This is a genomic window from Agrococcus sp. DT81.2 (genome assembly GCF_049844935.1).
Taxonomy (GTDB): Bacteria; Actinomycetota; Actinomycetes; order Actinomycetales; family Microbacteriaceae; genus Agrococcus.
Genome location: NZ_JBNCLZ010000004.1, coordinates 281,962 through 295,936, shown reverse-complemented (window position 1 = coordinate 295,936; position 13,975 = coordinate 281,962). Strand labels below are relative to the sequence as shown.

The window sequence follows — 13,975 nt, the reverse complement described above, 5'->3', positions numbered from 1 at the left end:
GGCGGGCGGGGCGGCGGGGCCGCGCAGCCCGCCCCCGCAGCGGGGGTGCGGGGCCGGCCCCCCCCCCCCCCCCCCCCCCTCGCCGGGTCGCGGAAGCGCACCTGACCCCTGGCGGTTGCGCACCGGCAAGCGCACAATGCCAGCATGGACGGCACCTGGCTCAGCAACGTCCCGCTGGACGGCACGTGGATCACGTTCCTCGCGACGATCGGCGCCCTCGGCGCGATCGGCACGATCGTCTCGCTGCTGCGGCAGCGCACCCCCCGCACGCGCATCGACCTCGCGCGCGCCGCGCGCCGCCGCTCGCCCGCGCACTGATCCCACCGCGTCGACCGGGGCCCGCCGCGTCATCCGGGGGCCGGAGCGCGGCCCACAATGGAGGCATGCGCCTCGCGAACGCCCGCCTGCTCGACGGATCCCTGACCGACATCGACATCGTCGACGGTGAGATCGAGCGGGTGAGCTCCGCCGGCTCGACGCCGGCGGTCGGCGACCGCCGGGATCTCGGGGGCGCGACGGTCATCCCCGGGCTCTGGGACGAGCACACGCACATGGGTCAGTGGGCGCGCCACCGCACCCGCCAGAGCGTGCTCGACGCCGAGACGGCCGACGTCGCGGCCGCGATGGCGGCTGGCGCTGCCGCAGCGCACCGCGGCACCGAGCCGCTCGTGCTCGTGGGCATGCGCGACGGGCTGTGGCCCACGGCCCCCACTCGCGAGCAGCTCGACGCGGCCACCGGCGAGGTGCCGACGCTCATCGTCTCGAGCGACGTCCACTGCTCCTGGCCCAACTCCGCGATGCTGCGCCGGCTGGGCGTCGAGCTCGCCGAGCCGCTGCTGCGCGAAGAGGCGGCGTTCGAGGCGCTCAGCGCCGTCGAGGGGATGCTCGATCCCGACGCGCTCGACCGTCACGTCGTCGACGCCCTCGCCGCGGCCGCCGCGCGCGGCGTCGTGGGCGTCGTCGACCTCGAGTTCGACGACGCGGTCGGGGCATGGATGCGTGCTGGCCGAGCGACGCCGACGCGCGTCGAGGCGGGCATCTACCGGCACCACCTCGAGCTCGCCGCCGAGCGCGGCATCCGCACGGGGGATCCCATCGCGCACCGCGCCCGCGTCGGGCGCCTCAAGGTGATCTCGGACGGCTCGCTCGGCACCCGCACGGCGTGGACGGCGCATCCGTACGGCTGGCAGAGCGACGAGGGCGCGACGACCGGCGTGCGCAACGTCGACGACGCCGACCTCGACCGGCTGCTCGCGCGCGCGGGCGAGCTCGGGCTCGACGCGACGATCCACGCGATCGGCGACGCCGCCGTCACGGCCGCGATCGACGCCTTCGAGCGAGCGGGCCGCGGTGGCCGCATCGAGCACGCGCAGCTCGTCGCCGGCGTCGACATCCCGCGGATGGCGCGGCTCGGCATCGTCGCGTCGATCCAGCCCGAGCACGCGCTCGACGACCGAGCGCTTACCGCCGCGCTGTGGGCCGATCGCAGCCGCGACGCCTTCCGGGTGCGCAGCCTGCTCGACGCGGGCGTCGCCGTCGTGCTCGGCTCCGACGCGCCCGTCACGCCCCTCGACCCCTGGCTCGCGATCGCGACCGCCGTGACCCGCACGCGCGGCGACGAGGCGCCGTGGCAGCCGGAGGAGGCGATCACGCTCGAGCAGGCGATCGAGGTCTCGGCCCGCACGCGCATCGCGCCGGGGGAGCGCGCCGACCTCGCCGTGCTCGGCGCGCCGCTGCCCACCGGCGACGACCCGCACGCGGTGGCCGCGGCGCTGCGCGCGATGCCGGTCGCCATGACGATGATCGAGGGCGAGACGGTCTTCGAGGCCTGAGCTGGGCGTCCAAGACTGAGCCCTGCATCGGGGCGTGAGCCAGGCATCCGAGCAGTGGGAGGATCGGCGCAGGCGAAGGAGCACTCGATGCGCGATCGGATCACCCTGCGGTTCTTGGCGGCACCCACGGACGCCGCCCACGACGGCGGCACGGTGCAGGCGGGCCGGGTGCTCGAGTGGATCGACAAGGCCGGCTTCGCGTGCGCGGCCGGCTACTCCGGCTCGTACTGCGTCACCGCCTACGTCGGCAACGTGCACTACACGGCGCCCATCCGGCCCGGCAGCCTCATCGAGGCGACCGCCCGCATCACCCACACGGGCCGCACGAGCATGCATGTCTTCGTCACCGTCGAGGCGGCCGACCCGCGCACCGGCGAGTTCGAGGTCGCACTCGACTGCCTGCTCGTCTTCGTCGCCGTCGACGAGCGCGGCAAGAGCAAGGAAGTGCCGCCGTGGCGGCCGCGCACGAGCGACGACGAGCTGCTCGCCCGCGGCAGCGAGGAGCGCATCGAGGCGCGCAAGCGCATCCACGACCTGCACACCGCGATCGCGTTCTCGCCCGAGATGACGACGCCCGCCGAGACGTTCCGGTTCCTCGCGAACCCCACCGACGTCAACTGGGGCGGCAACGCGCACGGCGGCATCGTCATGCGCTGGATCGACGAGACCGCGACCGCGTGCGCCGCCGGCTACTCGGGCGCCGACCCGGTCGCGGTCTACACCGGCGGCATCCACTTCTACCGCCCCATCCACATCGGGCACGTCGTCGAGATCGAGACGCGGCTGCTCCACACCGGCCCGCACTCCATGCACATCCTGGCGCGCACCCGCACGGGCGACCCCCGCACGGGCGAGCTCGAGGTCGCCACCCAGTGCATGTCGGTCTACGTCGTGCGCGGCGACGACGGCGATGCGATCTCGCTGCCGCAGCTCGAGCTGCGCTCGGAGGCCGACCGCGCCGCTGACGCGCAGGTGCGCGAGATCGTCGGCGAGCGCGCGGAGCTGCCGCCGCTGCCGGTGCCGCGCCGCTCCTGACGGCCGCGGTCCGGAGGTGCCGCATCCGACAGCGGAATCCCCGGGCTGTTGTGGATGCGGCACAAGGCCCATTGGGCGGCCGCGGCGCCCGCTTGCGGTCGTGACCAAGCCCCGTGCGGACCCTTCTGCACGCGCCTAGCGTGGGGGCGCATCCGTCCCGAAGGGGGAACCATGGCCGACCGCACCGCATCCGCCCGCCTCGACCGTCGCCAGCGCGCGCGCACCGAGGAGCGACCGCGCCAGCTCGGCAAGGTCGACGTCGAGTGGCTCGGCCGCGACCTGCTGGGCACCTGGGCCGAGCGCCGCCTCGCCGCGAGGCAGAAGGCCGCAGATCCCAAGTACCAGCGCGTCGACGACCTCACCATGGCCGACCACCGTGAGCGGGTGCTCGGACAGATGCACGCCCTCGCGGAGGACGGGGCGGTGCTCCGCGCGTTCCCGACCCGCCTGGGCGGCAGCGACGACCACGGCGGCAACATCGCCGGCTTCGAGGAGCTCGTGCTCGCCGACCCGAGCCTGCAGATCAAGTCGGGCGTGCAGTACGGGCTGTTCGGCGCCGCGGTGCTGCATCTCGGCACCGAGCACCACCACGACACCTTCCTGCCGCCGATCATGCGGTTCGACATCCCCGGCGCGTTCGCCATGACCGAGACCGGTCACGGCTCCGACGTCGCCTCGATCGGGACGACCGCCACGTACGACGCCGAGGCGCAGGAGTTCGACCTCCACACGCCCTTCCGCGGCGCGTGGAAGGACTACCTCGGCAACGCCGCGCTGCACGGCCGCGACGCGGTCGTCTTCGCGAAGCTGATCACGAACGGCGTCGACCACGGCGTGCACGCGTTCTACGTGCCGCTGCGCGATGAGTCGGGCGCCTTCCTGCCCGGCATCGGCGGCGAGGACGACGGCTACAAGGGCGGGCTCAACGGCATCGACAACGGCCGCCTGCACTTCACGCACGTGCGGGTCCCGCGCACGAACCTGCTCAACCGCTACGGCGACGTCGCGCCCGACGGCACCTACTCGAGCCCCATCGAGAGCCCGGGCCGCCGCTTCTTCACCATGCTCGGCACCCTCGTGCAGGGCCGCGTCTCGCTCGACGGCGCCGCCGTCATCGCGCAGCAGGCGGCGCTCGCGATCGCGATCCGCTACGGCAGCGAGCGCCGGCAGTTCAACGCGTCGAGCGACGCGCAGGAGGAGGTGCTGCTCGACTATCGCAGGCACCAGCGCCGCCTCTTCACGCGGCTCGCGAAGGCGTACGCCCAGACCTACGCGCACGCGATCCTGCTGACGAAGTTCGACGGCGTCTTCTCGGGCCGCACCGACACCCCGGAGGAGCGCGAGGACCTCGAGACGCTCGCCGCTGGGCTCAAGTCGCTCTCCACGTGGCAGGCGCTCGACACCCTCCAGGAGGCCCGCGAGGCCTGCGGCGGCGCCGGCTTCCTCGGCGAGAACCGGCTCGTGCAGCTGCGCGCCGACCTCGACGTCTACGCGACGTTCGAGGGCGACAACACCGTGCTGCTACAGCTCGTGGGCAAGCGGCTGCTCGGCGACTTCGCGAAGCAGTTCAAGGGCGCGTCGAAGGCCGACATCGCTCGCTTCGCCGCCGACCAGTTCTTCGACCGCGCGACCGCGCTCGTCGGCCTGCGCACGCTCGGGCAGGACGTGCGCGACCTGCGTCGCGTGCAGAACGCATCCGTCGCCATCCGCGACCGCGACTTCCAGCGCGACATGCTCGAGGACCGGGTCGAGACGATGGTCGCCGAGATCGCCGGCCGGCTGCGCCACGCGCCGCGCGACCAGGAGAAGGCGGCGGCCGCGTTCAACGCCGAGCAGCACGAGCTCATCGAGGCAGCGCGCGCGTGGGTCGAGCTGCAGCAGTACAACTCGCTCGACGAGGCGGTCGAGCGGATGCCCGAGGCGACGAAGAAGGTCATGACGCACGTGCGCGACCTGTTCGCGCTGACCGTGATCGAGGAGCACGCCGCGTGGCACCTCGAGAACGGCCGACTCTCGGGTGCCCGCTCGAAGGCCGTCACCTCGACCATCGAGCGGCTGCTGCAGAAGCTGCGCCCGCACGCGCTCGACCTCGTGGCGGCCTTCGGGCTGGGCGACGCGCACCTGCGCGCGAAGATCGCCACCGGCGCCGAGGCGGAGCGCCAGGCAGAGGCGATCGCCTACTACGACGCGCTGCGCGCAGCCGGCGAGCTGCCGATGCCCGAGAAGCAGGCGCGCGTCGCGGCGGGCGGCGAGCGGGTCGCCGACGCCGGTGCTGCGCCGCTGCCGCCCGAGGACGTCGTGGCGATGGACCACGACCTCGGTCCGGTGGACGAGACGGCGGACGAGGTGGTCGACGCGCGCTGAGCGCGCGGAACGACAGAGGGGAGGCCCGCACGGGCCTCCCCTTCGTCGTGCTCTCGTCGGTCAGGGCATCCATCCGCGACCCATAGGTCGTATTCAGCATGCGGCATTGCGTACGGCATACGCTGTGAGCATCCGGGGTTCGGAGCATGGAGGCTCCTGACCCGCACCGGCTGGGAAGTCGCCGCAGAGCCCGAGAGGGGCCCACATGACCACGATGACCGCCGGGGCGCTGCGCTCCACGATCCCCGCGAGCGAGCAGGCGACGCGCGCTGAGCGCGCCGACTTCCGGGTCGTCGCGAAGGCCGTGCGCGACGCAGGCCTCCTCGAGCGCCGTGTCGGCTTCTACGTCGGCGTCATGGCCGTCCTCGGCGTCGCCCTCGTCGGCCTGCTCGTCGGGTCCTTCCTGCTCGGCGACAGCTGGTTCCAGCTGCTCATCGCGGCGGGCCTCGGCATCGTGCTCACCCAGATCGCCTTCATCGCCCACGAGGCGTCGCACCGTCAGGTGCTGAAGTCGGGCCCAGCGAACGACCGCCTCGGGCGCATCCTCGCCGCCGGTGTGGTCGGCATCAGCCACCAGTGGTGGATGACGAAGCACTCCCGCCACCACGCGAACCCGAACCAGATCGGCCGCGACCCGGACATCGACATCGACACGATCTCGTTCCTGCCGAGCGACGCCAAGAAGGCCCGCGGCCTCCAGCGCTGGGTCACGCAGCGCCAGGGCTGGCTGTTCTTCCCGCTGCTCACCTTCGAGGGCGCGAACCTGCACGTGCGATCGATCATGACGCTGCTCGAGCGCCGCCCGGTCGTCGGCCGCTGGCTCGAGCTGGGGCTCATCGCGCTCCGCTTCGCCGTGCTCATCACCTTCCTGCTGCTCGTCATGCCGCCGCTCATGGCGCTCGCCTTCCTCGGCGTGCAGCTCGCCGTCTTCGGCATCGGCATGGGCGCGTCCTTCGCGCCCAACCACAAGGGCATGCCGACGGTCAGCCGCGACGCGAAGCTCGACTTCTTCACCAAGCAGGTGCGCACCTCCCGCAACATCCGCGGCTGGGGCATGAGCACGCTCATGGGCGGCCTCAACTACCAGGTGGAGCACCACCTGTTCCCGAACATGGCCCGCCCGCACCTGCGCGCGGCGAGCGAGATCGTGCGGGCGCACTGCGCGACCCACAACATCCCGTACACCGAGACCGACCTGGTCGGCGCCTACGCATCCGTCATCCGGTACCTGAACCGCGTGGGCCTCGCCGCCCGCGACCCGTTCGACTGCCCGATGCTGGACGCGCGCCGGTGAGCAGAGCCGGCACCCGTTCCCGGATGCCGATCCGCCACGCGCTCGCCGCCCTCCACTGGCGGCTGAGCCCGTGGCGGCTCGTGCGCGAGCAGCCGCCCTACGACGGGCCGCGGCTGCTCATCGGCGCGCCGCACACCTCCAACCGCGACTTCGTGATCATGCTCGCGATCTCGTGGGATGCGCGACTCCCCGTGCGCTGGCTGGGCAAGCGTGAGCTGTTCGAGGGCCCGCTCGGGCGGCTCATGCACTGGCTGGGCGGCATCCCCGTCGACCGTGACGACCCCGCCGGGCTCGTGGGTCGCATCGTCGACCTCGTGCGCGACGACCCGCACGCGGCGATCGTCGTCACCCCGGACGGCACGCGCAGCTCGTCGCAGTGGAAGAGCGGCTTCTACCGGATCGCGCTCGAGTCCGGCCTGCCGGTCACGCTCGGCTGGGTCGACCGCGTCACCGGCACCGCCGGTCTCGGCCCCACCATCGCCATGACGGGCGACGTGCCCGCCGACATGGATCGCATCCGCGCCTTCTACTCGGGCAAGGTCGGCATCAACGCCGAGCGCACGACCGAGCCGCGGCTCGCCGACGAGGCGGGCCTCGCCGCCCGGCTCGCCGAGGAGCGCCGCCTGCCCTGACGCAGGGGCGACGCCGGCCGCGCCACGCCGCGCTGGCGCGCGCCGCTCGCCGGTGCGAGCATGAGGCCATGGACCAGAGCCCCGTGCACGAGATCAGCGAGGCCGAGTGCCTCAAGCTCCTCGCAGCCTTCGAGTTCGGACGCATCGCGTTCCGGGTCGGCGACGTGCTCGAGGTGTTCCCGGTCAACTACCACGCCGAGGGTCGCTCGATCACGTTCCGCACGGCGCCGGGGACGAAGCTCGCGGGCGTGCTGCTCGCCGACGACGTGGTCTTCGAGATCGACCACATCGGCGTGCGCGAGGCGTGGAGCGTCATCGGGCACGGCACCGCGCGGCACCTCGAGTCGAGCGACGAGATCGCCGCGGCCGAGCGGCTGCCGATCCACCCGCTCATCCCGACGGTGAAGCGGGAGTACGTGCGCATCGACCTGGCCCGCGTCTCCGGCCGTCGCTTCCACCGCCAGCCCGAGCCCGACGCGTCGGCCGAGGCCGCCGTCGACTCGAGCGACTGACGCGGCTCAGGCGCCGCCGGGGCTCGACGCGCTCGGCGCGCCGCTGAGCGTGCGCACGGGACGGCTGCCGTCGATGCGGTACGCCACCCACAGCAGGAAGACCGCCTCGGCATGCGTGAGCGGCTCACGCAGCTCGAGGGCCGGCCGGTAGCGCCACGGACCCACCGGCGCGACCTCGCCGATGACCGCGCCATCCCGTTCGACGTCGAAGTGCAGCTTGCCGAGCCACCAGCTCGTGCTGCGGTTCAGCTCGACGTGGCCGCTCGGTCCTGCCATGCGGGAGCGCGCCCGCCACGGCGCCCCGCGCTCCATGACGATCGTGCGGCCGTCGGACTGCTCGGCCCGCATCCCGTCCGGGTCGATGCGGAACACCCACGCCTCGCCATCCACCTCGAGCGCCGGAGTGCGGCTCCAGAAGGCCTCGCCGGTGCGGGCGACCGGCTCGCCGTCGAGCGACACCGCGCCGTCGTCCCACGTGTACCGCATAGCCCCAGGCTAGGCGCAGCGCGAAGACGTCGCCGACCGGGAATGCGGGATGCGGCGTGGCGCGTTGGATCATGGTGGCGGGCCGCGACCTCCGCGGCCGCAGCAGGGGGAGCATCCGCATGACGCAGCCGGCCGAATTCAGCACGAGCACGCTCGAGCAGCCAGACGGCGCGACGCTGACGGTCGGCATCCTGGGCGCCGGCAAGGTCGGCACCGCACTTGCACGGCTCTCGATGGCGGCCGGGCACCGCACGCTCATCGCGGCCTCCGGCATCCCCGAGCGCATCCGGCTGATCGCCGAGTACATGGCCCCGGGCGCCGAGGCGATGACGGCAGCGGATGCGGCTGCCGGTGCCGACGTCGTCATCCTCGCCCTGCCGCTCGGGCAGCACACCCGGCTGCCGGTCGACGCGCTCGCCGGCAAGCTCGTCGTCGATGCCATGAACTACTGGTGGGAGACCGACGGCATCCGCGACGAGTTCGGGGACCCGTCGCGACCGACGAGCGTGATCGTGCAGGAGTTCCTGCCGGCGTCGCGCGTCGTGAAGGCGTTCAACCACATGGGCTACCACGACCTCGCCGACTGGCCGCGGCCTGTCGGCAACCCGCAGCGCCGCGCGATCGCGGTCGCGGGGGACACCCGCGCCGACGTCGAGGTCGTCGCGGGGCTCGTCGACGACTTCGGCTTCGACCCCGTGATCCTCGACTCGCTCGCCGACGGGCTGCGGCTGCAGCCCGGCTACCCGGCGTTCGGCGCGAACGAGGACGCCGCGACGCTGCGAGCGCTGATCGGCTGAACCTCCGGACCGGCGCCCGTGGTCACCGGAACCACGGTGGGCGGACGACGCGCGCCAGCTCTTGACTAGCGAGTAGCGGCTCCTGCGAGTGCAGCCTCAGGAACGTGCTCGTTCTCGATCAGTCGATCCGGATGAGCGCGTCGTGAATCGCGCTCTCGAGCTCCCGCTGCTGGGTGGCAGTCAGGTTGTCTGACGTGCGGATGACAACGGTGCCCAGGACCACGTGGGAGCCCGAGCGGAGGATGCCACCGTCGAACAGCGCGAGGTACTCATCTCGCGCTGTTGCCTCATCGACTGTCTCGTAGACCTCGACCGCGCCGCCGCCTTCAGTGCCCTTCTCGACGATGTCCGTTCCGATGACAGCTGACTGATCCACGAGGGCGGACGACAGATACACCGTCGCGGTGTAGCCGCCCTGCTTGTTCAAGTTCCCATTCGGATCGTTGTCTTCGGTCACAGCCTGCACCCCGGCCACCCCGGGAAGGCTCTGGATGCGCTCGATCACGAACGCCTCGCTCGGATTCGTGACCTGCTTACGCTGCTCGATGCTTCTCTGAAGCGTGTCACGCGACGCTTCGAGCGCCGCGATCTCATCGTCATAGCTGCCGAGTCCCTCGATCGTGGTGACGAGCGCGGGCATCTCAGCCGCAGCGACCTCGATCTCGGACGTGGAGGTCGGCCGGGTCGGTGCAGCGGGAGCTTCTTCGCGTGCGCCCTGAGCGGTCCCGATCGCTGCACCGGCCGACACCAGCAGCTCAAGTTCGAGTGGCTGTTCATCGGAATCGATCACAGCCTGGAGGCTCGCGATCGATTCGTCGAGGTCACCTGTCCGCTCAGTCAGCGCAGCGGAGGCGTCGTCATACGCGACCAGCTCGGCGTCGAACGCTGCCACGGCGCTGTCGTGCGGAGCCTTCACAAGGAAGTACCACAGGGCGACACCAACCACGGCGGCGAGGATCAGGGCAGCCAGACCAAACGTGACCAGCTTCTTGTCGAGTCGCTTCGTGGACTTCTGCTGCAGGTGGGCATGACTGGACACGGGTGCCTCTTTCGGGTGTGGGGGACCCGATCCTGGCTCAGGGTCACACGATGAAACGGAAGCTGCTCATCAGGCACTTCGCCGGATCAGTCTATTGACGCGCTCTGCTCGTCGCCGTCCACCCGACGTGTTCGTGCCTGCCGGCGTTGAGGACGCCGCGACGCTGCGAGCGCTGATCGGCTGACGGCGGGCCAGCGACCGCTCAGGATCGCCGCACCAACGACGAAGCCCCCGCTCGGCGGGGGCTTCTGAATGGTGGCTCCGACGGGCGTCGATCCCGTGACCTCACGATTTTCAGTCGTGCGCTCTACCAACTGAGCTACAGAGCCAGGCTGGCCGGAGCCAGCCCTTGCACAAGGCCCTCTCTTTCGAGAGGGCCGAGGCAATGGCGACCCTGACGGGACTTGAACCCGCGACCTCCGCCGTGACAGGGCGGCGCGCTAACCAAACTGCGCTACAGGGCCATGCTGGTAGACCCATCGTACAGAACGAATCCGTACTGAGTGACCCCAACGGGATTCGAACCCGTGCTGCCGCCGTGAAAGGGCGGTGTCCTAGGCCTCTAAACGATGGGGCCATGTGCCGGAGCACACGACTACCGGGGAATGACGTTACAGCACGGCGGAGGCTGGTTGCAAACCGGGCGCGTCGCGGCGCGGTCGAGAGCGTCCTCCGGTTGCCGGTCCGGCTGCAGGGAAGGCCCGTTTCGCGACACGCCGCCTTAACATCCGCTGAACCGAACCTTCATTCGGAACATGAATCTTGGTAGCGTTGCCCCCATTGTGCCCGCGCACCGTGGTGGCACGATGTTGACGAGCAGCCGCGTGCTGCCGAACAGGAGCGACATGGCGAGGCCCCACCGGACCGGCGCGAGCGAGGCGACCCCCGCCCGCGGGCGCGGTCTGCGCCACGCCCTCGCCACCTCGGCTGCCGTCGCCGGCATGGTGCTCGCCATGCTCGTGCCAGGCGCGCCGAGCGCGAGCGCCGGAGAGGTCGACGAGTACGGCTTCCCGACATGGGCCGAGGTCGAGGCCGCGCGCGGCGACGAGGCGGCGAAGAACCAGCAGATCGAGCAGATCCGCGGCCTCATCGCCCAACTGGAGAGCGACCTCGCGAACGCGCAGGCGGTCTCGGAGCAGAAGGCCGCCGAGGCGATCGCGGCGCAGAGCAGCTACGACGAGCAGGTCGCCGTCGCCGACCGCCTGCAGGAGCAGGCGGATGAGGCGACCGGCCGCGCGCAGCAGTCGCAGATCGCGGCAGGGCAGCTCGCAGCGGAGCTCGCCCGCTCGGGCGGCACCGGCGACATGAGCGCCGAGCTGTTCGCCAACCCCGGCTCCGCCGACACCTGGCTCTACCGCCTCGACCTCATGGACCGCGCCGCGGGCACCGCCGACACGCTCTACGAGCGCGCGCAGCAGGACGCCAACACCGCGCAGGCCATGCAGGACCAGGCCGCCGTCGCGCGAGAGCGGCTGCTCGAGCTCAAGGAAGAGGCGGATGCGGCGTACGCCGAGGCGCAGGCGGCGGCAGCCGCGGCGCAGGCCGCCGTGGAGGTCGAGCAGAACTACCGCGTCGAGCTGGAGGCGCAGCTCGAGGTGCTCGTTCAGGATCGCGCCGCGACCGAGGCGGACTACGCGGCGGGGCAGGCGCACCGCGCGTGGCTCGCCGAGCAGGAGCGCATCAGGCTCGAGCGCGAGCGCCGCGAGGCGGAGGAGGCCAGACAGCGATGGCTCGCCGAGCAGCAGCGTCAGGCAGCGGCTGCGGCCGCCGCGGCGAGCGCTGCTGGGAATCAGGGGGGCGCCGGCAGCAGCAGCGGCGGAGGGTCGGTCCCGGTCGCGCCGCCCGCCTCCAGCGGGTGGCAGACGCCGCACTACGGTCGGTTCACCTCTGGCTACGGCTGGAGGAACGATCCACTCGGACAGTTGGGGCGGAAGCTGCACGGCGGCGTGGACATCGCCGCGGGCTGTGGCACGCCGATCTACGCTCCGGCCGACGGCACCGTGACGCTCCGCGGTCGCGACACGTACGGCGCCAACATCCTCTACATCGCTCACGGTGGCGGCGTGCAGAGCGAATTCGCGCACATGTCGGCGCCGGCAGTCGTGACCCCCGGTCAGCGCGTGCGAGCCGGACAGGTCGTGGCGTATGAGGGCTCGTCCGGGTACTCGACCGGCTGCCACCTGCACTTCCAGATCCGAGTGGGCGGCAACCTCGTCAACCCGGAGCCGTTCCTCAACGCCCGCGGCGTCTCCCTGCGCTGACCGCCACCACATGCAGAAGGGGCGCACCCCGCGGTGCGCCCCTTCTGCATGTCTGGATCAGGCCGTGACGTCGCGGCCGCCCTCGGGCTTCTCGACGCCCTCGCCCGTCTGGTCGCCGTGCTCGGCGTCGAAGGCCGCGAGGCCGGCCTGCACGGTCGCCTCGGCGGCGTCCACGCCCTCCCAGTCGCCGAGCTTCGCCCACTTGCCAGGCTCGAGGTCCTTGTAGTGCAGGAAGAAGTGCTCGATCTCGTTGCGCAGCTGCTGCGGCACATCCGTGATGTTTTGGATGTGCGCCCAGCGCGGGTCCTTGTCGAGGACGCAGATGACCTTGGTGTCGATGCCGCCGTCGTCCTCCATGTTGAGCTGGCCGACCGGGCGCACGCGCACGAAGACGCCCGGCGGCACCGGGTACTCGAGCAGCACGAGCGCGTCGACCGGGTCGCCGTCGAGGCCGAGGGTGCCCTCGAAGAAGCCGTAGTCGGTGGGGTAGACGAAGGTCGTGAACAGCACGCGGTCGAGGTAGACGCGTCCGGTCTCGTGGTCGACCTCGTACTTGTTGCGGCTCCCCTTCGGGATCTCGATGACGACGTCGTACGTGGCCAAGAGCGGCTCCTTCTCGTGGGGGTGCGGAATCGGCATAAGGTTACTTCATGCCCGAAAGCGACCGTCGACCGCGGCTGACGCCTGCCGTCGCCGACGTCCGCAGGGCCGTGCGGGAGGCGATCGCCGACCTCCCGGAAGGCGCCCTCGTGCTCGTGGCGCTCTCGGGCGGCCCCGACTCGCTCGCCCTCGCCGCCGCCACTGCCTTCGAGGCGCCGCGGTCCGGGATGCGCGCCGGCGCCGTGGTCGTCGACCACGGCCTGCAGCCGGGCAGCGCCGACATCGCGGCGAGGGCTGCCGCGCAGGCGCGCGAGCTCGGCCTCGACCCCGTGCGCGTGATGCCCGTGAAGGTCGCTCCCGACGGCAGCCCCGAGGCCGCCGCGCGCCAGGCTCGCTACGCGGCACTGCTGCAGGCGCGCAAGGAGGAGGGCGCCTCCGCCGTGCTGCTCGGCCACACGCTCGACGACCAGGCCGAGACGGTGCTCATCGGGCTCGCGCGCGGCTCTGGCTCCGAGAGCCTGTGGGGGATGCACCCGCGCATCGGCTTCCTGCGCCGCCCGCTGCTGCCGGTGCGGCGCGCCACCACCCACCAGGCGTGCCGCGACCTCGGGCTCGACGCGTGGAGCGACCCGCACAACGACGACGACCGCTTCCTGCGCGTGCGCGTGCGGCACCGCGTGCTGCCGATGCTCGACGAGGTGCTCGGCGGCGGCGTCGCGCTCGCGCTCACCCGCACCGCCGACACGCTGCGGGAGGATGCCGAGGCGCTCGCCCACTTCGCGCAGGAGCAGATCCTCGACCTCGTCGAGCACGCGGAGGGCGGCCTCTCGCTCGACGTCGGCGGCCTTGGCGCCAACCCGCCCGCCCTGCGGCAGCGCATCATCCGCCTCGCCGTGCAGAGCGAGTTCCACGTCGCGCTCTCGCGCCAGCAGACGCTCGAGGTGTCGCGGCTCGTGACGGATTGGCACGGCCAGGGCCCCATCCACCTGCCCGGCATCCGCGTGACGCGCGACGGCCGCAGGCTGGTCTTCGTCGCCGCTTGAGCGGAGCCGGCGCGGTTCGTTGCCGAATTGTGATGCGGATGCTGTGACCGGCCCGCGGATGCGGACATGTCGGGATGCAG

Annotated in this window: 13 protein-coding genes and 3 tRNA genes; 10 read left to right on the top strand and 6 right to left on the bottom strand. The window is 72.0% G+C overall.

What is annotated here, in order from left to right; genetic code table 11:
- Positions 1-144: 144 nt before the first annotated feature.
- From ACLQ21_RS10055 to ACLQ21_RS10025, 7 genes are all read left to right on the top strand, one after another.
- Complete coding sequence (locus ACLQ21_RS10055) at positions 145-318, top strand: hypothetical protein (protein WP_425663301.1); 174 nt, start codon at positions 145-147, stop codon at positions 316-318.
- Positions 319-383: 65 nt separating this feature from the next.
- On the top strand, positions 384-1,832 hold the full coding sequence (locus ACLQ21_RS10050) for an amidohydrolase (RefSeq protein ID WP_425663299.1): 1,449 nt from the start codon (positions 384-386) through the stop codon (positions 1,830-1,832).
- Between the two features lie 87 nt (positions 1,833-1,919).
- Positions 1,920-2,867 carry an acyl-CoA thioesterase gene (locus tag ACLQ21_RS10045; protein ID WP_425663297.1) on the top strand — a complete coding sequence of 316 codons (948 nt, stop codon included), beginning with the start codon at positions 1,920-1,922 and terminating at the stop codon, positions 2,865-2,867.
- A gap of 171 nt (positions 2,868-3,038) precedes the next feature.
- On the top strand, positions 3,039-5,231 hold the full coding sequence (locus ACLQ21_RS10040; RefSeq protein ID WP_425663295.1) for an acyl-CoA dehydrogenase: 2,193 nt from the start codon (positions 3,039-3,041) through the stop codon (positions 5,229-5,231).
- Positions 5,232-5,436: 205 nt separating this feature from the next.
- Positions 5,437-6,525 carry a fatty acid desaturase family protein gene (locus ACLQ21_RS10035; protein ID WP_425663293.1) on the top strand — a complete coding sequence of 363 codons (1,089 nt, stop codon included), beginning with the start codon at positions 5,437-5,439 and terminating at the stop codon, positions 6,523-6,525.
- Positions 6,526-6,548: 23 nt separating this feature from the next.
- Entirely contained in the window at positions 6,549-7,157 is a 609-nt protein-coding gene (locus ACLQ21_RS10030) for a 1-acyl-sn-glycerol-3-phosphate acyltransferase (protein WP_425663291.1), read from the top strand.
- 68 nt (positions 7,158-7,225) lie between these two features.
- Positions 7,226-7,669, top strand: coding sequence for a pyridoxamine 5'-phosphate oxidase family protein (locus tag ACLQ21_RS10025; protein WP_425663289.1), 444 nt, complete (start codon positions 7,226-7,228; stop codon positions 7,667-7,669).
- Positions 7,670-7,675: 6 nt separating this feature from the next.
- On the opposite strand, the gene ACLQ21_RS10020 is transcribed toward ACLQ21_RS10025, so the two are convergent.
- The gene (locus ACLQ21_RS10020) at positions 7,676-8,155 is read right to left on the bottom strand and encodes a hypothetical protein (RefSeq protein ID WP_425663287.1); all 480 of its coding nucleotides are present in this window, start codon (positions 8,153-8,155) and stop codon (positions 7,676-7,678) included.
- A gap of 56 nt (positions 8,156-8,211) precedes the next feature.
- Here ACLQ21_RS10020 and ACLQ21_RS10015 point away from each other — a divergent pair, with 56 nt between their 5' ends.
- Entirely contained in the window at positions 8,212-8,952 is a 741-nt protein-coding gene (locus ACLQ21_RS10015) for an NAD(P)-binding domain-containing protein (RefSeq protein WP_425663285.1), read from the top strand.
- 118 nt (positions 8,953-9,070) lie between these two features.
- Here the strand turns inward: ACLQ21_RS10015 and ACLQ21_RS10010 are convergent, their stop codons facing one another.
- The 4 genes from ACLQ21_RS10010 to ACLQ21_RS09995 form a co-directional block, all read right to left on the bottom strand.
- On the bottom strand, positions 9,071-9,991 hold the full coding sequence (locus tag ACLQ21_RS10010; protein WP_425663283.1) for a hypothetical protein: 921 nt from the start codon (positions 9,989-9,991) through the stop codon (positions 9,071-9,073).
- Positions 9,992-10,244: 253 nt separating this feature from the next.
- A tRNA-Phe gene (locus ACLQ21_RS10005) sits at positions 10,245-10,320 on the bottom strand.
- Positions 10,321-10,377: 57 nt separating this feature from the next.
- Positions 10,378-10,455, bottom strand: a tRNA-Asp gene (locus tag ACLQ21_RS10000).
- 40 nt (positions 10,456-10,495) lie between these two features.
- Positions 10,496-10,568: transfer RNA gene (locus ACLQ21_RS09995), tRNA-Glu, on the bottom strand.
- A gap of 268 nt (positions 10,569-10,836) precedes the next feature.
- Here ACLQ21_RS09995 and ACLQ21_RS09990 point away from each other — a divergent pair.
- The gene (locus ACLQ21_RS09990) at positions 10,837-12,252 is read left to right on the top strand and encodes a peptidoglycan DD-metalloendopeptidase family protein (protein WP_425663281.1); all 1,416 of its coding nucleotides are present in this window, start codon (positions 10,837-10,839) and stop codon (positions 12,250-12,252) included.
- Positions 12,253-12,309: 57 nt separating this feature from the next.
- Here the strand turns inward: ACLQ21_RS09990 and ACLQ21_RS09985 are convergent, their stop codons facing one another.
- A complete protein-coding gene (locus ACLQ21_RS09985) occupies positions 12,310-12,855 on the bottom strand; it encodes an inorganic diphosphatase (protein WP_425663279.1) in 546 nt (181 codons plus the stop codon).
- Between the two features lie 47 nt (positions 12,856-12,902).
- Between ACLQ21_RS09985 and tilS the strand changes: the two genes are divergently transcribed.
- Positions 12,903-13,895, top strand: coding sequence for a tRNA lysidine(34) synthetase TilS (gene tilS, locus ACLQ21_RS09980; RefSeq protein WP_425663277.1), 993 nt, complete (start codon positions 12,903-12,905; stop codon positions 13,893-13,895).
- Positions 13,896-13,975 lie beyond the last annotated feature (80 nt).